The organism is Nocardioides sp. Leaf285 (genome assembly GCF_001422955.1).
Classification (GTDB): domain Bacteria; phylum Actinomycetota; class Actinomycetes; order Propionibacteriales; family Nocardioidaceae; genus Nocardioides; species Nocardioides kribbensis.
The window spans coordinates 565,153-582,246 of sequence record NZ_LMNH01000003.1 but is presented as its reverse complement, the minus strand read 5'-3'; the positions used below and the strand labels follow the sequence as shown (position 1 = coordinate 582,246).

The 17,094-nt window shown below is 73.0% G+C and carries 19 protein-coding genes; 9 read left to right on the top strand and 10 right to left on the bottom strand.

The genetic code is table 11. The features are described 5' to 3' along the window. Positions 1-24 precede the first annotated feature (24 nt). Both ASF47_RS11105 and ASF47_RS11100 read left to right on the top strand, forming a co-directional pair. Positions 25-810: an IclR family transcriptional regulator gene (locus tag ASF47_RS11105; protein WP_228942538.1), complete on the top strand. Its 786-nt coding sequence runs from the start codon at positions 25-27 to the stop codon at positions 808-810. Between the two features lie 62 nt (positions 811-872). Further along, positions 873-1,553 carry a haloacid dehalogenase type II gene (locus tag ASF47_RS11100; RefSeq protein WP_056864039.1) on the top strand — a complete coding sequence of 227 codons (681 nt, stop codon included), beginning with the start codon at positions 873-875 and terminating at the stop codon, positions 1,551-1,553. Between the two features lie 4 nt (positions 1,554-1,557). Here the strand turns inward: ASF47_RS11100 and ASF47_RS11095 are convergent, their stop codons facing one another. The 4 genes from ASF47_RS11095 to ASF47_RS11080 all read right to left on the bottom strand — a co-directional run bounded on the left by ASF47_RS11095 (position 1,558) and on the right by ASF47_RS11080 (position 4,888). Further along, positions 1,558-2,622: a hypothetical protein gene (locus ASF47_RS11095; RefSeq protein WP_056864038.1), complete on the bottom strand. Its 1,065-nt coding sequence runs from the start codon at positions 2,620-2,622 to the stop codon at positions 1,558-1,560. Next, positions 2,619-3,200, bottom strand: a complete 582-nt coding sequence (locus ASF47_RS11090; RefSeq protein ID WP_082500212.1) for an RNA polymerase sigma factor — start codon at positions 3,198-3,200, stop codon at positions 2,619-2,621. Before ASF47_RS11090 ends, ASF47_RS11095 begins: the two co-directional genes overlap by 4 nt. A gap of 48 nt (positions 3,201-3,248) precedes the next feature. Next, complete coding sequence (locus ASF47_RS11085; RefSeq protein WP_056864036.1) at positions 3,249-3,761, bottom strand: hypothetical protein; 513 nt, start codon at positions 3,759-3,761, stop codon at positions 3,249-3,251. A 107-nt stretch (positions 3,762-3,868) separates the two neighbouring features. Next, entirely contained in the window at positions 3,869-4,888 is a 1,020-nt protein-coding gene (locus ASF47_RS11080; protein ID WP_056864035.1) for an LLM class flavin-dependent oxidoreductase, read from the bottom strand. 114 nt (positions 4,889-5,002) lie between these two features. Between ASF47_RS11080 and ASF47_RS11075 the strand changes: the two genes are divergently transcribed. Together ASF47_RS11075 and ASF47_RS11070 are read left to right on the top strand one after the other, a co-directional pair. Continuing rightward, a complete protein-coding gene (locus ASF47_RS11075) occupies positions 5,003-6,046 on the top strand; it encodes an amidohydrolase (protein ID WP_200919042.1) in 1,044 nt (347 codons plus the stop codon). Further along, positions 6,043-6,606, top strand: coding sequence for a cysteine dioxygenase (locus tag ASF47_RS11070; protein WP_056864034.1), 564 nt, complete (start codon positions 6,043-6,045; stop codon positions 6,604-6,606). The genes ASF47_RS11075 and ASF47_RS11070 overlap by 4 nt, the downstream gene beginning before the upstream one ends. Positions 6,607-6,624: 18 nt before the next feature. On the opposite strand, the gene ctlX is transcribed toward ASF47_RS11070, so the two are convergent. After that, entirely contained in the window at positions 6,625-7,653 is a 1,029-nt protein-coding gene (gene ctlX / locus ASF47_RS11065) for a citrulline utilization hydrolase CtlX (protein WP_056864033.1), read from the bottom strand. 360 nt (positions 7,654-8,013) lie between these two features. Here ctlX and ASF47_RS11060 point away from each other — a divergent pair, with 360 nt between their 5' ends. Together ASF47_RS11060 and ASF47_RS11055 are read left to right on the top strand one after the other, a co-directional pair. Beyond that, positions 8,014-9,009 (top strand): hypothetical protein, encoded by a 996-nt coding sequence (locus ASF47_RS11060; protein WP_156697858.1) that lies wholly within the window; start codon positions 8,014-8,016, stop codon positions 9,007-9,009. Positions 9,010-9,086: 77 nt separating this feature from the next. Further along, a complete protein-coding gene (locus ASF47_RS11055) occupies positions 9,087-9,872 on the top strand; it encodes a hypothetical protein (protein WP_156697857.1) in 786 nt (261 codons plus the stop codon). A 32-nt stretch (positions 9,873-9,904) separates the two neighbouring features. Here ASF47_RS11055 and ASF47_RS11050 read toward each other — a convergent pair whose 3' ends face one another. From ASF47_RS11050 to ASF47_RS11030, 5 genes are all read right to left on the bottom strand, one after another. After that, entirely contained in the window at positions 9,905-10,816 is a 912-nt protein-coding gene (locus ASF47_RS11050; protein WP_056864030.1) for an NAD-dependent epimerase/dehydratase family protein, read from the bottom strand. Positions 10,817-10,880: 64 nt separating this feature from the next. Further along, positions 10,881-11,933, bottom strand: coding sequence for a hypothetical protein (locus tag ASF47_RS11045; protein ID WP_056864029.1), 1,053 nt, complete (start codon positions 11,931-11,933; stop codon positions 10,881-10,883). A gap of 242 nt (positions 11,934-12,175) precedes the next feature. Next, on the bottom strand, positions 12,176-12,760 hold the full coding sequence (locus ASF47_RS11040; protein ID WP_056864028.1) for a DapH/DapD/GlmU-related protein: 585 nt from the start codon (positions 12,758-12,760) through the stop codon (positions 12,176-12,178). Position 12,761: 1 nt separating this feature from the next. Further along, positions 12,762-13,277 (bottom strand): cyclophilin-like fold protein, encoded by a 516-nt coding sequence (locus tag ASF47_RS11035; RefSeq protein ID WP_235558720.1) that lies wholly within the window; start codon positions 13,275-13,277, stop codon positions 12,762-12,764. A 32-nt stretch (positions 13,278-13,309) separates the two neighbouring features. Continuing rightward, positions 13,310-14,329, bottom strand: a complete 1,020-nt coding sequence (locus ASF47_RS11030) for a zinc-dependent alcohol dehydrogenase family protein (protein ID WP_082500211.1) — start codon at positions 14,327-14,329, stop codon at positions 13,310-13,312. A 186-nt stretch (positions 14,330-14,515) separates the two neighbouring features. Here ASF47_RS11030 and ASF47_RS11025 point away from each other — a divergent pair, with 186 nt between their 5' ends. The 3 genes from ASF47_RS11025 (at position 14,516) to ASF47_RS11015 (ending at position 16,934) form a co-directional block, all read left to right on the top strand. Continuing rightward, positions 14,516-15,424, top strand: coding sequence for a helix-turn-helix transcriptional regulator (locus tag ASF47_RS11025; RefSeq protein WP_056864026.1), 909 nt, complete (start codon positions 14,516-14,518; stop codon positions 15,422-15,424). Continuing rightward, complete coding sequence (locus tag ASF47_RS11020; protein ID WP_056864025.1) at positions 15,424-15,837, top strand: (R)-mandelonitrile lyase; 414 nt, start codon at positions 15,424-15,426, stop codon at positions 15,835-15,837. Before ASF47_RS11025 ends, ASF47_RS11020 begins: the two co-directional genes overlap by 1 nt. 209 nt (positions 15,838-16,046) lie before the next feature. Next, positions 16,047-16,934, top strand: coding sequence for an AbiV family abortive infection protein (locus tag ASF47_RS11015; RefSeq protein WP_056864024.1), 888 nt, complete (start codon positions 16,047-16,049; stop codon positions 16,932-16,934). The last annotated feature ends 160 nt before the right edge of the window (positions 16,935-17,094 follow it).

Sequence of the window (17,094 nt, the reverse complement as noted above, 5' to 3'; positions counted from 1 at the left end):
TCAACCACCCGGAGGGAGACCGTCGTGGCGACACCGGAGGACCGCGAGCGGCAGGACCAGCAGACCGGCAAGCAGGGCGGGGTGCAGTCGGTGCACCGGGCCCTGGATCTCCTCGAGGTCGTGGCGGGCCGCGGCGGGCACCTGACCATCGGTGAGATCGCCGCCGCGACCGACCTGCCCGTGCCCACGACGCACCGCCTGCTGCGCACCCTGGTCGACCGCGGCTACATGCGCCAGATGCCCAATCGTCGCTACGCGCTCGGCTTCCGGCTCGTGCCGCTCGGCGCCACCGCCGGCTCCACCGTCGGCGTCGACACCGAGGGCGTGCTCTCCGGGCTCGTCGACGCCCTCGGCGAGACCGCCAACCTCGCCGTGCTCTCGGGCTCCCGGGCGCAGTACGTCGCCCAGGTGCCCTCACGCCACACCATGCGCATGTTCACCGAGGTCGGTCGCCAGGTCGACCTCCACTCCACCGGGGTGGGCAAGGCCCTGCTGGCCCAGCTCGACGACGACCGGGCGCTGGAGCACGTGCGGCGGGTGGGCCTGGCCCCGCAGACCGAGCACACCCTGGCCACCGAGGCCGACCTGCTCGCCGACCTCGCCCTGGTGCGCGAGCGCGGCTACGCCCTCGACGAGCAGGAGCAGGAGGCCGGGGTGCGCTGCGTCGCCGTCGCGGTCGGCCCCGGACCCACCTCGTGGATGGCGGTGTCGGTGTCGGGGCCGGTCACCCGCATGACCGACGACCTCGTCGCCCGCGCCGTGCCGCTGCTCCACGCCGCCGGGCGCCGCCTGCACTCCCCCGCCACCTGACCCACCACCCGACCCGCCACCTGCCCCGCCACCCGACCCGCCACCTGATCCAGGAGACCCCCGTGTCCCTCCCCCCGCTCCCCACCCTCGTGGTCCTCGACGTCAACGAGACGCTGTCCGACCTCTCCCCGCTCGGCGCGGCGTTCGCCGCCGCCGGGCTGCAGGAGCACGAGGCCGAGCCGTGGTTCGCGGGTCTGCTGCGCGACGCCTTCGCCCTCACCGCCGCCGGGGCGCACCCGTCGTTCGGCGAGCTGGCCCGCGAGTCGCTGCTGGTGCGCGCCCACGGCCGGGTCGCCGACCCCGACGCGACGGCCGAGCAGGTGCTGGAGGCGGTGCGCGGACTCCCGCCGCACCCCGACGTGGCCGACGGGATCCGCGCCCTCGCCGGTCTCGGCACCCGAGTCGTCACCCTGAGCAACGGCCCCGCCGCCACCGCCGAGGCCCTGCTCGGGCGCGCCGGTGTGGCCCACCTGGTCGAGCGCACGCTGTCGGTCGACGACGCCCCCGCCTGGAAGCCCGACCGCCGCGCCTACGGGCACGCCCTCGACGCCTGCGGTGTCGGCGACGCCGGCGAGGCCCTGCTCGCGGCGGTCCACCCGTGGGACGTCGACGGCGCCCGGCGCGCGGGCCTGCGCACGGCGTGGGTCGACCGGCGCGGCTCGCGCTACCCGGCGTACGCCGCTCCCGCCGACCTCACCGTCACCTCGCTGGTGGACCTGGCCGACCACCTGCGGGCGCGCTGAGGCCTCACGGCTCGACGCTCCCCGCGGGGTGCACGACGTCGCCGTCGGGTGAGGACACGGTGACGGCGGCGAGGTCGTCGGTCGGGGCGAGGAACACGTAGAGGACTCCCGGCCACGTCGCCGCCCGCACCGGGTCGACCGTCGTGGTCGCGCCCGCGCGGTCTCGCCACGTCACGCCGGTCACCGCACCCTGGCCGTCGTAGACCACGACCAGGCGCTGCGCCGAGGCCCGCCCGACCACGTCGTCGGGGTCGCTGAGCTGCGAAGTGCGGTCGAGCGGGGTGGGGTCGTCGGGGCGCAGCCGTGAGCGGGTGATCGTGTCGCCCCTGCTGCCCGCGACCAGGCAGACGCTCCGGCCGCAGGGCACGGCCCACACCGTGTGCCGCTTCACCAGCCCCACGGTGTCGTAGCTGGCACGGTCGACCACCCTCACCGCCCCCTCCCCCACGTCGGCCGCGCTGAGCAGGCCGGGCGAGTCGGGCAGACCGGGGGTGAGCAGCCGCGAGCCGTCGCCCACGTCGACGCACCGCTCCACGGAGACCGGCCGGAAGCCGGAGCCCGAGGCACGGAAGGTCACCACGCTGGCCAGGGCGCCGCCGGCGTCGCCGAGGCGGAGCAGGGTGGTGCCGTCCGGACCCTCGGCCACCTCCCACCGGGGCGCCGCGGTCGCCTCGCCGGCGGGACGGAGGTCGTCGGTGAGCTCGGGCAGGAAGGAGTCGTCGGCGCTGCCGGGTCCGAGGTCGACGCTCTCCTGCGCGGGGCAGGCGAAGCCCTCGGCCACACCCCCGCGCCCGGCGGGGCGCTCGCCGGGGTCGACACCCCGGTCGGCGTCGCCGGGCAGCACGGGCAGGCCGGCCAGCAGCGCCGCACCCAGCGCCCCGGCCAGCCCGACGCCCGACAGTCCGGCCACCCAGGTCACCCGGGTCCGCGCGGCCCGGCGCGGCGTGCGCCAGGCACGCTCGCGTCGGGTCAGCTCGTCCCTGACGGCTGCGTGGAGGGCGGCGACGTCGACGTCGCGGGCCTCGGCGGCGTGCTCGAGCGCGCCGCGCACCCGGTCCTCGGTGCTCATCGGCGGCCTCCGTCGTGGTCCTCGGGGGTGGCTGCGCCGTCGTGCGAGTCGGCCCGCAGGTGGGCCTCGACCGCCGCGAGGGCGCGGGAGACGTGCGACTTCGCCGTCCCGAGCCGCGTGCCCATGGTCTCGGCGACCTCGGCCAGCGGCAGGTCGAGCCAGAAGCGCAGCACCAGGGCCTCGCGCTGGCGGTGCGGGAGGGCGGCGATCGCGCGGACGACCTCGTCGCGCTCGGCGACGCCGAGGGGGTCGGCGGCGACCTCACGCGTGGCGACGAGGTGCCGGTCGCGACGGACGACCTGGCGGTGCCGGTGGCGGTCGCGCACCTCGTTGACGACGGCACGCTTGAGGTAGGCGCGCAGCCGGTCGTCGTCGTGGAGCCGGGCGCGGCAGGCGTAGACGCGGCAGAAGGCCTCCTGCACGACGTCCTCCGGGTCCTCGGCGCCCAGCAGGGCCGCGAGACGCACCAGGCGGCGGGCCTCGGCGTGGAAGAGCAGGGCGAAGCCGGCCCCGTGCACGGGCTCCACGGCATCCACGGGGTCCACGGGCCTCCCCGCCTCGTCGGTCGCTGTCCTCACGACCTTCCTACGCCCCGACCCCCGGAAAGGTTGAGAGGCGCGGCGGTCCTACTCCCCCGGCGCCGGCGCGCCAGCGCCGAGGGTCACCAGCACCGTGCTGCTGCCGGCGTCCTCGACGGTGGTCACGACGGCATCGACCACGGCGGCGGCCGCGACGCCCTCGGGCAGCTCGAGCGGGCTCGGGTTCGGTCCGAGGTCGGCGGTGCACAGCTGCCCCTTCGGCACCGTGGCGTCGACGTCGACCTCCAGGGTGTCGGAGTCGAGCGCGCGCACGGCGGTGACCTCGGCCGGGCAGCCGCTGCTGCCGTAGGTCGTGAGCACCAGGGCGTCGCCGTCGAGGGTCAGCTCCGGGTCGAGCTCACCGGCCGGGGGCGCGTCGACCTCGACCTGCTCGGGGACCTCGCCCGGGCCCGGCGACGCGCCGGAGGTCGCCGACGGGGCCGGCGCCGGGTCGGTGGCCTGCTCGCTCCCGCCGTCGCCGCACCCGGCCAGCAGGCCGGCGGCGGCGAGGGCGGCCAGGGCCGCGATCGGACGGGGGACGGTGGCGCGGGTGCGGGTCATCGCTCTCCTCGAGTAGGGCGGCGTGGTCGCCAGCCTCTCCGACGCGGCCGCTCCCGGGTCGGTTCCCACGCCGCCCCAGGACCGCCGGGGCCCGTCCGCCCGCCTCCTCAGCGCCAGCCGAGCGCGGGGGCGACCTCGGTGAGCAGCGTGTCGAGCACGTGGGCGCAGTAGTCCACGCCGAGCTGGTTGGGGATCGTGAGCAGCAGCGTGTCGGCGGCCGCGACCGCCTCGTCGCGCGCCAGCTCCTCGACCAGCCGGTCGGGCTCCCCGGCGTAGGTCTTGCCGAAGCGCGCCTTGCCGCCGTCGAGGAAGCCGACCTGGTCGCCGCCGGAGCCCTGGCCGCCGAAGTAGGCGCGATCGAGGTCGGAGACGATCGGGAAGATGCTGCGGCTCACCGAGACGCGCGGGGTGCGGTCGTAGCCCGCGTCGGCCCACGCCTTGCGGAAGCGCTCGATCTGCTCGGCCTGGAGCTCGTGGAAGGGCACGCCGGTGTCCTCGCTGAGCAGGGTCGAGCTCATCAGGTTCATGCCCTGCTGGGCGGTCCACTCGGCGGTCTGGCGCGTGCCCGCGCCCCACCAGATGCGCTCGCGCAGCCCCTCGGAGTGGGGCTCGAGGCGCAGCAGCCCGGGCGGGTTGGGGAACATCGGTCGCGGGTTGGGCTCGGCGAAGCCCTCCCCCTCGAGCACCCGGAGCAGCACGGCGGTGTGCTCACGCGCGAGGTCGGCGTGGTCCTGGCCCTCGCGGGGCTGGTAGCCGAAGTAGCGGTAGCCGTCGACGACCTGCTCCGGTGAGCCGCGGCTCACGCCGAGCTGGAGCCTGCCGCCGGAGATGAGGTCGGCGGAGCCGGCGTCCTCGGCCATGTAGAGCGGGTTCTCGTAGCGCATGTCGATGACGCCGGTGCCGATCTCGATGCGGCTGGTGCGCGCCCCCACGGCGGCCAGCAGCGGGAAGGGCGAGGCGAGCTGGCGGGCGAAGTGGTGCACCCGGAAGTAGGCGCCGTCGGCGCCGAGCTCCTCGGCGGCCACGGCGAGGTCGATGGACTGCAGCAGCACGTCGGAGGCCGACCGCGTCTGCGACTGCGGCGAGGGCGTCCAGTGACCGAAGGACAGGAACCCGATCTTCTTCATGCAACTTTCAACGACTCGGGCGGCCGCCCTGTTCCCGACCGACACGCGGACCACCTCCCCTTAAGTCGAGTCATCTGGTCTACTTTGGGTCGCCCACCCGCCCGAGGAGTCGTCGTGCCCCCAGTCCAGCGCCCGGCCGAGCCGACCAGCGCCGTGCCGAGCAGCGCCGTGCCGCCGGCCGTCGACGTGCACCAGCACCTGTGGCCTGAGCCCCTCCTCGACCGGCTCCGCGCCCGCTCCCGCCCGCCCTACCTGCGCGGCTGGACCCTCCACACCGCCGCCGAGGCGCCGTACGACGTGCGCGCCGCGGACCACGACGTGGCGAGCCGCGTCGCGGCCGACCGGGCCGCGGGCACCGGCCTGGCCTGCGTGTCGCTCTCCGCGCCGCTGGGCGTCGAGTCGCTGCCCCGGCCCGAGGCCGACGAGCTGCTCGCCGCGTGGCACGACGGGGCGGCCGCCCTGCCGGGCCACTTCGCCGCGTGGGCCTCGGTCGCCGACGTCGACCCCGACCTCGAGGACCTCGCCGCCCGGCTGGCTCCCCGTGCGGGCGGGTTCGTCGGGGTGCAGCTGCCGGCGACCTCGCTGGGCACCCCGCAGGGCTGGGACCGTCTCGACGACGTGCTCGCGGTGGCCGCGGCCGCCGACCGGCCGGTGCTCGTCCACCCCGGCCCGGTCGCGGCCTCCCCCGCCGACGCGCCGGGCTGGTGGGCCCCGGTGGTCGACTACACCGCCCAGCTGCACGCCGCGTGGTGGGCCTGGCACGCCGCCGCCGTGCGTGCCCGGCACCCCGGCCTGCGCGTCGTGCTCGTGGCCGCCGCGGGCCTCGCACCGCTGCACCACGAGCGCCACGCCGCCCGCGGCGGGGACCCCGCCCCGGTCGACCCCGACCTCTTCGTCGACACCTCCTCCTACGGCCCGCGTGCGCTCGACGCCGTGGTGCGCGCGCTGGGCGTCGACACGCTGGTGCTCGGCTCCGACCGGCCCTACGCCGAGCCCCTGGCCCACCTGCTGGGCGACGCGGCCACCCACGCCGTACGCGTCGTCAACCCGCGGCGCCTGCTCGGCCCGCGAGGTCCCGCCCCGGCCGCCGGTGCCGCCCCCGATCCCGACCCCGATCCCGACCCCCGCCACCACCGACCCCAGGAGGGCCCGTCATGACCGCACTGCCGACCGACCGGCCGCTGCCCGCCCAGGACGCCGCCGCGATCCCCGACGTCGTGCGCGACCCGCTCGCGCTGACCGACCTCCCCGGGCGTGACCTGACGCCCGACGAGCTGGCCCGCCTGGCCGCGGGGATCGCCGCCGACCCCGCCTCGTGGGCCCACCTGGTGGGCTTCGACGACGACGAGCGGGTCTTCGCCTCCCTGCACCGCGACGCCCACGTCGACGTGTGGCTGCTGTGCTGGACCCCCGACAACGACACCGGCTGGCACGACCACGACACCTCCTCCGGCGCGGTCGCGGTGGTCAGCGGCGAGCTGGTCGAGAACAACCTCACCCTCGCCGCCGGCGCCCTGGAGACCCGCGTCGGCGCCGGGCGGGTCTTCTCCTTCGGCCCCGACCACATCCACCGGCTCAACGGCGCCGAGCGCGGCTCGGTCTCGGTGCACGCCTACAGCCCGCCGCTGTGGCGCATGGGGCAGTACGCCGTGAGCGACGCCGGCGTCCTGCGCCGGGTCTCGCTGTCCTACGCCGAGGAGCTGCGCCCCCTGGAGTGAGGCCGGAGTCGGATCCGCTCAGGCGTCACCGGCCACGTCGCGGCCGTCGGCGGTGTGGGGGTCCTCGTCGATCGCCTCGACCGCGGCGGTCGGCTCGGTCTCCACCCCGGGCGGACGGCGGTCGAGGTGGACCCCGGCGATCATGCAGCGCACCGACCCGCCGGCCAGCTCGATGGTCGGGATGTCGACCGCGACGATCTCGCAGGACTCCTCGATCGCCGCGACCTGCTCGGGGCGCAGGCTGCGCCGCGCCCGCGCCGACATGGCCATCACGTAGCGCCGCCGGCCCTCGGGGGTGCGACCGCACAACTCGACGGCGTTGCCGGCGAACTCCCTGACCTGCTCCTCGGTCAGCTCCACCACGCGCCGGCCGTTGACCGTGAGCCGCTCGCGCACCTGCTCGCGGCGCGCGACGTCGGGGATCATCTCGAGCGCGATGAGGGCCACGTCGGTGCCGATGCAGGCGATGACGTTGGTGTGGTAGACCGGCACGCCCGCGGAGTCCACGGCGTCGAAGGCCATCGGCTCGTAGCCGAAGTCGGTGCAGAAGCGCTCGAGCACGTGGGTGTCGGCGCGGTGGCTGACCGCGGTGTAGGCCACCCGCGAGACGTGGTCGAGCACCATCGCGCCGGTGCCCTCGAGGAAGATGCCGTCGGGCTCGAGGCCGGAGTAGTCGATGATCGTCTGCACCCGGTAGCTCGACTTCAGCATCTCCAGCACGTCGGAGCGCCGCTCGTGACGACGGTTGGAGGCGTACATCGGGTAGACCCCCACCACGCCGCCGGCGTGGGTGGAGAGCCAGTTGTTGGGGAAGACGCTGTCGGGTCGGGTGTGGTCGTCGTCCTCGAAGACGTGCACCCGCACCCCGGCCCCGCGCAGCGCGTCGGCCACCGCGTCCATCTCGGCCACCGCCCGGGCCGAGATCACCTCGTCGGGCTCGCCCTCGGGGGCCTCGGACTGGAAGGCGTTGTCGGCCGCCGTCGCCGGGTTGGGCAGGAACTTCGCGGCGCGGACCAGGATGACTGCGGACGGGGCTTGAGCACTCACAGGGCCGCAATCTAGGCCACCCGCCGGACCCCTGCGGCATCCAGGGTGGGGCCGCGCGGCCGCGGGTTTCGCCAGCCGACCGGTGAAACCCGCACCTGTCGGCCCACGCACGGGCCGACAGGTGCGGGTCCGGGCCGACAGGTCCAGCGATCGCCCGGGCGCACGGGGCCGCGAGGAGCCCGACAGGGTCGTTCGACCGTGGTGCGCGTCGACCGACGCCGTCATGCTGGGCGACGGTCGAGGGGCCCCGTGCCGGTCCCGACCCCCGCGTCCTCCACGACACCGGCGCTCCGCCGACGCCCCGCACGCGGCGCACCGCGCGCCGCGGTCCTCGCCATCGCGTCGTCCGAAGGGGCCGACATGACCGCCACGACCGCTCCACACCGCCACACACCCGCTCATGCCTCCGGCACCCGCTCGCCGGGGCCGCAGCCACGGTGGCGCCCCTCGCACGACGTCTTCGGGCAGACGTACTACGTCCTGCGCTGGAGCATGCCGGTGCTGCTCGTGTGGCTGGCGGTGGCCATCGCCACGGCCTGGCTGGACAGCGGACTCGCCCTGCCGATGACCTCGATCAGTGCGTACTACTACACCGACGTGCACACGGTGTTCGTCGGAGTGCTCATCGCCCTGGGCGTGCTCCTCGTGGTGATCCAGGGTCGGACGCCGTGGGAGGACGCGCTGATGAACACGGCGGGGGCTCTGGCGCCCTTCGTCGCCCTCCTGCCCACGCCGGTGACCGCCAGCGACACCTGCATCGCGCCCTACTGCACCTCACGCATGCTCGATGACGTCATCCCCGACAACCACGAGATCATCGCCTTCAACGTCCTCACCGCGATCCCCGTCTGGCTCATCCTGTGCGCCTACCTGACGCGCAGGGCCTGGACGATGCGACACGGCGAGCCCCGCGAGCGCCACTCGTCGATCTTCAGCGCCGCGACCACCACCGTCTTCGGCGCGGCGGGGCTGCTCGTCTGGTTCGACGACGGCACGCGGCAGCTCTTCTACGACCGGGCCCACCTGACGTCCGCGGCGCTCATGGTGACCATGCTCATCGCCTCCATGGTGCCGTTCGCGATGTGGATGGGACCGAGCACGCGGTGGCCCTTCACCCGGGGGCCCTTCGCGCGGTGGCCCGGTCTGCTCGGCAACGAGTTCTGGGTCGTCCTCTGGCTCACCCTGCTCGGGCTGGCGGCCTGCGGCCTCGTCTACGTCGTGAAGGACCAGTGGGACCACACGGTGCTGGTGGTGGAGATCGCGGCCATCGTGCCGTTCTTCCTCTACTGGGGCCTGCAGGGGCTCGCTCTCGGCCGACGGGACCGCAACGGTCCGCCCGTCGAGCGGTCGGCATGAGCGAGGGGTCCGACCAGCAGCGGCCCGCGCGACCCGGGTCGGCAGCACGGACGCGGCAAAGCTCCTTCTCTGCTCCCGTGGGAGCCGTGGCGCTGTGGCTGCTGGTCGCCTGCGGGATGACCGAGCCCGACGGGGGTTTCACCGGCACGGTCGTCACTCCGCCCGTGGCGGCGATGAGCTGCCCCTACGCCGAGTTCACCCAGGACGTCGCACCGCCGAACTGGACGGCCGCGGTCGTCGACGTGTGCGTCACCCCGGAGCGCGACCGGGTCCTGATCATCAACGTCTCCGGTCTCGCCCTCGACCTCACCCCGGCCCTCGGCTCCGCGCTGGAGGAGGCACACCACCCGCAGCCGACCTCGTTCCCGGGCGCGGTCGACCTGGCGATCCTCCGTGCGACCGCGCCGGAGAGCGAGGTCGACGGGACGGGTGTCGTCCTCCCGCCGGGCAGCTGGGTGATCGGCTCGGGGAGCCCGGCAGCGGTGCTCGTCGCACAGACGACGACCACGCTCGCCACGACCTACGCCGCGGACAAGCTCACCGCCTACGTCGAGTCGCGTCTGGCCGACCCCACCGCCGCGCGGGCGGAGCAGGTGGCGGCGTGCGCCCAGGAGGTCGCCGCGGACTGGTCGACGCTCCAGGACCCCTCAGCCGGCCTGGACCGCCTGCTCGCCGATGTCCTCCTCGGCGTCGGCATCACCTGCCGGTCCCTCGTGCAGGAGGTCGCCGACCTGGCGGGCGACCCGCCGCCCCAGGTCGGCACGCTGGAAGCCGAGCTCACGCGGTTCCGCACCGGCGTCGGGGCCAGTGCCGTCGACGACCTGCTGCGTCTGGTCCGCGCATCTGTGGGGGTGGTGCGCTGACCTCCTGCCCGCACCCCCCGGCTCCCCCGGCCTCAGGCGCGCGGGTCGTCGAGCACGTCGCGCCAGGAGTGCTCCGGCTCGTAGCCGAGCATCCGGCGGGCCTTGTCGATGGAGTAGAAGGTCTCGTCGCGGCCCATCTCCTTGCGCACCTCGACGCCGGCGTAGAAGCGCTCGATCACCTCGTCGGTGGTCGCGGCGACCGACATGTCGGCGTTGGCGACGTTGAAGACCTCGAAGCCGAGCCCGTCGGTCTCCAGGCAGCGCTGGGTCATCTGGCCCAGGTCGCGGGTGTCGATGTAGGCGAAGACGTTGCGCCGGCGCAGCGCGGGGTCCTCGAGGAAGGCCGGGAACATCTCGGCGTACTCGTGGGGCTCGATGACGTTGTTGATCCGCAGGCCGTAGATGTCGGCGCCGGTGCGGGCGTGGAAGGAGCGCGCGGTGACCTCGCCGGAGACCTTCGACATCGCGTAGGAGTCCTCCGGCACGACCGGGTGCTCCTCGTCGACGGGCACGTAGAGCGGCTTGCGCTCGCCCTGGGCGAAGCAGATCCCGTACGTCGTCTCCGAGGAGGCGAAGACGACCTTGCGGATGCCGAGCCGGGTCGCGGCCTCGAGCACGTGGTAGGTGCTGAGCACGTTGATCTCGTACGTCGCCGCGTCGGCGCGGATCATCGGCGCCGGGATCGCCGCGTAGTGCACGACCGCGTCGTAGGCCGAGCCGCGGGTCAGGTCGAGGTCGGGGTCGTCGAAGTCGGCCTGCGTCGGCACGCCGGCCATCGCGGAGTAGGTCTCCCCCGCGTCGGTGAGGTCGACCCGCAGGTCGGTGACGTCGGGGTGCCCGAGCGGGGTGAGGTCGGCGTTGGTGACCTGGTGGCCCTGGGCCGCGAGGTAGGGGGCCACGTGGTGTCCGGCCTTGCCGCTGCCGCCGGTGAAGAAGATGCGCATGCCTCCACCCAACCACCCGGGGCCGCGCCGTCCGCCCACCCCAAGGGGCCAGTGCCGGCCCCGGTCACATCCCCCCGACGCTGTCGCCCTCGGTGAGGAAGGTGGGCCAGCGGCCCGACGCGTCGTCGTCGGTGCGCACCACCGGGCTGACCGGCGCGCACGCCAGCGTCACCACCTCACAGGAGACGACCTGCTGGGCCCGCAGCGGGTCCAGGACGTGGCGCGGACGGATCTGCTGCGCGACGCCGAAGAAGGTGTCCTCGTCGCTGAAGGCCACCAGGGCGACGTGCCGCCAAGGCGCGTCGATCTCGCGGCGCTCGCCCGTCTGGGCGTCGTAGGCCACCGCGGGTGTGGGCCAGACCCCGACGTCGAGGAGGACGGTGCGGTCCGGCGAGAGCCGGCCGGTGCTGAAGTCCGTGGCCCGCCCCGGGAGCCGGGTGCGGCCCGCGCCCCGCACGTCCACGTGGTAGCCGTCGGCGAAGACGGTCTCGTCGAGGCCCTCGAAGGCGGGGACCCCCAGCGGGGCCTCGCCGGCCTCCGTGCTGGAGCCGTCGGCGAGGTCGATGGTCGCGTCGTCGTAGAAGAGCCGCTCGTCGCTGACCCCGCGCAGCAGCGGCATGATCTCGCCGTAGAGGTCGGCCAGGTCGTCGCCGCTGTCGGGCTCCTCGTCGGGTGTGCGGTAGAGCTGCTCGCCGGTGCGGGTGTCGAAGGCGGCGACCTGGAGCACGTGGGTGCCGTAGTCGTCGGTGGGCCCGCGCGACTGGTCGACCGTGGCGAGGACCGAGCGGTCCGCCGACACCGCGAGGTTGCCCCAGCCGACGTCCTCGACGCGCTGGGTCGCGCCCTCCGCGCTGGTGAACATCAGCGTCGACCCGCGCATCCAGTAGGCCCCCGTCGCGCCCAGCACGTACTGGTCGACCTGCCGCCCCAGCCGCACGCTGCTCTCCCCCACGTGCAGCGTGCCGTCGTGGAGCCACGAGGGCGCCGTGGCGTCCCAGGTGCTCGACCCCACCGGCAGCTCGAAGGGCGGCGCGTACGTCGCACCCGTCGACGTGCCGCACCCCGCGAGCAGCAGGGCCGACCCGACGATCCCGAGCGCTGTACGGCGGATCTCCACCACGTCATGGTCGCACGCCCCGGGACGGGACGTCCGCAGACAGCAAGAGGCCCTCACAGCGAGCCGTGAGGGCCACTTGGCGTTGTAGCGGGGGGACTGCGCACACCTGCGCTCGTCCCGGTGACCGTCGCCACTCCCCCGCTGCGCAAGGCACCTGCCAGGGCATCTGCCACCCGGTACTCATCGCTGGATCGAAGCACGTGGCGCGGACATGCCTACGCCCGTACGGTCGAGACCCTGGCTCAGCCTGGGGCGGCGTCGTCACCAGTCCCTCTGATGAGCTTCGCCGGGACGCCGCCGACGATCGTGTGGGCCGCTACGTCCGTGGTGACCACTGCGCCGGCAGCCACGATCGCACCGTCTCCGATCGTGACACCAGGGACGACTGTCACGGAGGCACCGAGCCAGACCTGGCGACCGATCACGATCGGCGCTGGGACCATGTCTGCGCGCCGCGCAGGATCGACGCTGTGGTTCAGGGTGGTCAGCGTGCTGCCGTGGCCGATGAGTGTGCCGTCGCCGATGGTGATGCCGCCGGTGTCCTGGAAACGGCAGCCGATGTTGATGAAGACATCCTTCCCGAGGGTCAAGTTCTTGCCGAACTCGCTGTAGAACGGCGGGAAGAGGGCGACCGACTCGTCGATGTCCTTGCCGGTGAGCTCTGCCAGCAGGTGTCGCACCTCCGCGGGTGTGCGGTAGCCGGTGTTGAGGTCGGCGGTGATCCGCAGGGCGTCTTGGGCTGCGCCGTGCATGAAGAGGTGTTCTGCTGAGCCCCCTTCGATCAGCGCCTCGCGGTTCACGTGGTCGAGGAAGTCCTGAAGGTCCATCTCAGTCACCCTGTACCTCGACGATCGCCGTGACCGGGCCGTCCAGCTCGGAGATCCGCTGAGCGGCGTCGCCGTCCAGCCTGCCGAGGACCACAATGCCCGGATAGTAGGACTGATCGCCGTAGTAGAGGACGAGGTCGTTGCCAGGGGCGTAGTAGCCCAGGTCACCCACGTCGGGGTCCGCGCCCTCGGGCTGACCGGCCAGGGAGAGCGGCGACGGGAGCGGCCCGGTCTTCTCCACGTTGCCGTGGTCCATCATGTCGATGGTCACGGGCAGCTGAGCGACCAGGTCCCGGGCGGCCGAGCTCTCGGCGAGGGTGGACTGGAAGCGCTGCCCGCCGATGGTGATCTGGATCCTCATCCTGCTCTCCTCTTCCTTGGCCGAGGCGGTGCTCTCCGTGTTCAGGGACGTCGTTGGGCTGTTGCTGGCAGGCGCAGTTTGCGGGCGCGTGTCGTCGCCGGGCTCGGGACGGCCGCAACCCTCGCCGGTCACTGCGATGGCGGTGGAGAGCACCACCGCCCCCAGTGTTCTCGACATCGGGATCGCGATCACAGCGTGAGCAGGACCTTGGTCGCCGTGCGCTGGTCCATGGCCCGGTACCCCTCGGCGGCCCTCTCGAGCGGGAGGGTGAGGTCGAAGACCTTGCCGGGGTCGATCGTGCGGTCCCAGATCAGCTGGATCAGCTCGGGCAGGAAGCGCCGCACCGGGGCGGGACCCCCGTGGAGGTGCACCCCGGCCATGAAGAGCTCGTCGCCGGGGACGGCGATGTCGTGGGAGACCCCGACGAACCCGACGTGCCCGCCGGGGCGGGTGGAGTGGATCGCCTGCATCATGGCCTCCTGGGTGCCGACCGCCTCGATGACCGAGTGTGCGCCGAGTCCGTCCGTGAGCTCCTTGAGCCTGGCGACACCGGCCTCGCCGCGCTCCTCGACGATGTCGGTGGCACCGAACTCGCGCGCCAGTGCCTGACGGTCGGCATGGCGGCTGAACGCGATGATCCGCTCGGCACGGAGCTCGTGGGCCGCCAGGATCGCGAGCAACCCCACCGCGCCGTCACCGACGACCGCCACGGTCTTGCCCGGTCCCGCCTCAGCCGCGACGGCGGCGAACCAGCCGGTCCCGAGCACGTCGGAGGCTGCCATCAGGGACGGGATGAGGTCCGGCTCCGGCATCCCCGGAGTCGCGACCAGGGTGCCGTCGGCGAGGGGGATGCGGGCCAGCTCGGACTGCGTGCCGAGCGTGCCCATCATGACGCGGTGCGTGCAGTACGCCTGGTAGCCGGCCAGGCAGATCTCACAGGTGTTGTCGGATGCCCAGAAGGAACCGACGACGAAGTCACCGACCTTGATGGTGCGGACATCGGCCCCGATCTCCTCGACGACGCCGACGTACTCGTGGCCCATCACCTGGTGGTCGACGGGCTCAGCTCCCCGGTAGGGCCACAGGTCGCTGCCGCAGATGCAGGTCGCCGTCAGGCGGAGGATCGCATCCGTGGGCTCGGTGATCTTCGGGTCCTCGCGGTTCTCGACCCGGACGTCCCCGGGACCGTGCATGACTACTTGACGCATCGCGGCGCACTCCTCTTCGTTGCTTGTGTTCGTTGCTTCTGTTCACGTGGTGGTGGCACCGACGCTGCGCCACGACGTCGAGTGAACCTGCTGTCCTGATCCGCTGGAAGTCACTGTCGAGAGGTGTACTGACAGGGCATCCCTCGTGGCTCTCCTCCGCGCCGGGAGCGGCTTAGGCTCGATGACGTGGACCAGCCCCATGACGTGCGCCAGGAGGTGCGTGAGTTCCTCACCACACGCCGCGCTCGGATCACCCCGGACCAGGTCGGCCTCCCGATCACCGGCACTCGGCGCGTGCCCGGACTACGCCGCAGCGAGGTCGCCGCCCTGGCGGGTCTGAGCGTCGAGTACTACGCCCGGCTCGAGCGCGGGCAGATCACCGGCGCCTCCACCGGCGTCCTCGACGCCCTGGCTCGCGCCCTGCAGCTCGATGAGACCGAACGCGCCCACCTGCTGGACCTGGCGCGCGCCGCCGACGGCATCCCGACCTCGGGACGCGCACGCCGTCGTACGCCGGGCAAGGCCGCCTCGCGACTGAGCCTGCAGTGGGCGCTGGAGGCGATCACCGACGGCGTCGCGTTCGTGCGCGACCCCCACCAGAACCTGCTCGCCACGAACGCGCTCGGTCGTGCGTTCTACTCGCCCGTCATCGGCGACGGCGGGCGGATTCCCAACCTCGCCCGTTTCCAGTTCCTCGACCCCGCCTCCCGCGACTTCTACCCCGACTGGGAGCTGTTCGCCCAGATGTGTGTGGGGATCATGCGCGCCGAGGCGGGCCGAGACCCCCACGACCGGGGACTGCAGGACCTCGTCGGAGAGATCGCCACCCAGAGCGAGACCTTCCGTCACCTGTGGGCCGACCACAACGTCCGCTCCCACGGTGCCGGCACCAAGCGCTTCCAGCACCCGGTCGTCGGCGAGCTGACCCTCGCCTACGAGGAGCTCGCCATCACCGCTGAGCCTGGGCTGGTGCTCATGGTCTACACGGCCGAACCTGACTCCCCCTCGGCCCAGCGTCTCCGTCTGCTCGCCTCCTGGGCAGCACCCGCAGACCCCTCTCGACCACCGCTCCACGAACACGTAGAAGGAACCTGATGCAGATCACCCGCAGCTCGATCGACACCGCCCGAGGCCCGGCTGACTGGTTCACCGGCGACGTCTACATCGACTCCGTCGCCGCCGCACCGTCCCCGTCACGCGTCACCGCCAACCTGGTCCACTTCATGCCCGGGGCGCGCACCCACTGGCACCGTCACCCGCTGAGCCAGACCGTCTTCGTCACCGAGGGCGTCGGCCTGTGCCAGCGCCGCGGCGGACCGGTCGAGATCATCCGACCCGGCGATCGTGTCCTGTTCGAGGCCGGCGAGGAGCACTGGCACGGCGCCGCCCCGAACCGGCTCATGGTGCACCTGGCCCTCAACGAGGGCGACGACCAGCATGACGTCGTCCACTGGCTCCAGCCCGTCACCGACGCCGAGTACACCGCAGCACCGGTGGCTCAGGACTGAGTGGAGTCGATCTCGCGGGAGCGGGGCTGGGTGTCCGTCCGACCCTGTCTGAGCGCTGGGAGGCCGACCTGGCCAGCGCGCCAGCCGTTTAGCGGCCGGCGCAGGTCCACAGCCTGCCCGCGATGCGCCCCGACCTGCAGCAATGCGTGTCGGGGCGTTGTTGTGCCACGAACGTGCTAGCTACCGGCGCCGCAGCGCCACAATGACCCATGGCCGTTCGGAGATTGCCCGACCTCACGCCGGCTCAGGTCTTGCGTTTGCAGGACGCTCTGCTGGCGAATGCCGATGCGCTGCTCACATCGGCACTAGCCGTCCTGGACCTAGGACACGTGGCGCTTGCCAGATCGCTAGCGATCCTGGGATTGGAGGAATCCGGGAAGGCGGTCGCAGTCCACGAGCGCCGCCTACTGATGACGAGCTTGCCCGAGGGTGAGCCGTTCCGGTGCGACGAGCTAGACGAGCTGTGGGCAAGTCACGAGCGCAAGCTAGAGACGGTTCACCGCTTCCTCCTGCATGAGCCCTACTGGTTCGGGACCGAAGCGCCGAACCCTGACGAGAATGCGGCGGTCCTAGGCGCCATCAAGTCGTGGGCGCGGCGTCAGGACAAGTCCAAGCAGCGCGGTTTCTACGTTGGCTTGAGCCGCAACGGCGAGGCGATGGCCCCAACTGACGTGGCCGATGCGCAGTCACTGCGCGAGATCATCGGGCAGGTGCACCAGATCGGTTGGCAGCTTCGCCTGGGCGAGCACATCGAGGGCAAGCGCCAAGACGAACAGGAGCGCGGCCTAGAACCAGTGAGACCTGAGGACCTGGACTGGCTCGACGCGGACCCCGAGACCCCTGCCTACCTGCGGCGCTTGGGAGCGCGCATGCGTGCGTCACTCGCGCACGGGCTCGACGGTCGGCCCCTGTCGAACGCTGCCTACCGGTTCAACCCGCCCGGGGCGGACCGATCACCATTCCGAAACCTTGGTAAGCCAGGCTATGAGGCCGAGACGCGCGAACTGATGACGATGTACGAACGCCTGGCGCCCACCGACGGTGACAACGCTTCACAAGCTGATTCCGCGGAGTGGCTGTCCCGCGACGCCGACTGAGCAACTGCCCGCGAGCTGCAAAGCCGCAGGTCAGCTTGCCCGACTCGGGCCGCTGCGTCGGCTGTGCCACGAACGTGCCAGCGAACGTCCGTTGCGGGCTGAGTCGGATGGAGAAGCGCCCGCTGTGCGGCATGGTCGGGCGGAGCCGGCAGGGCGGCAT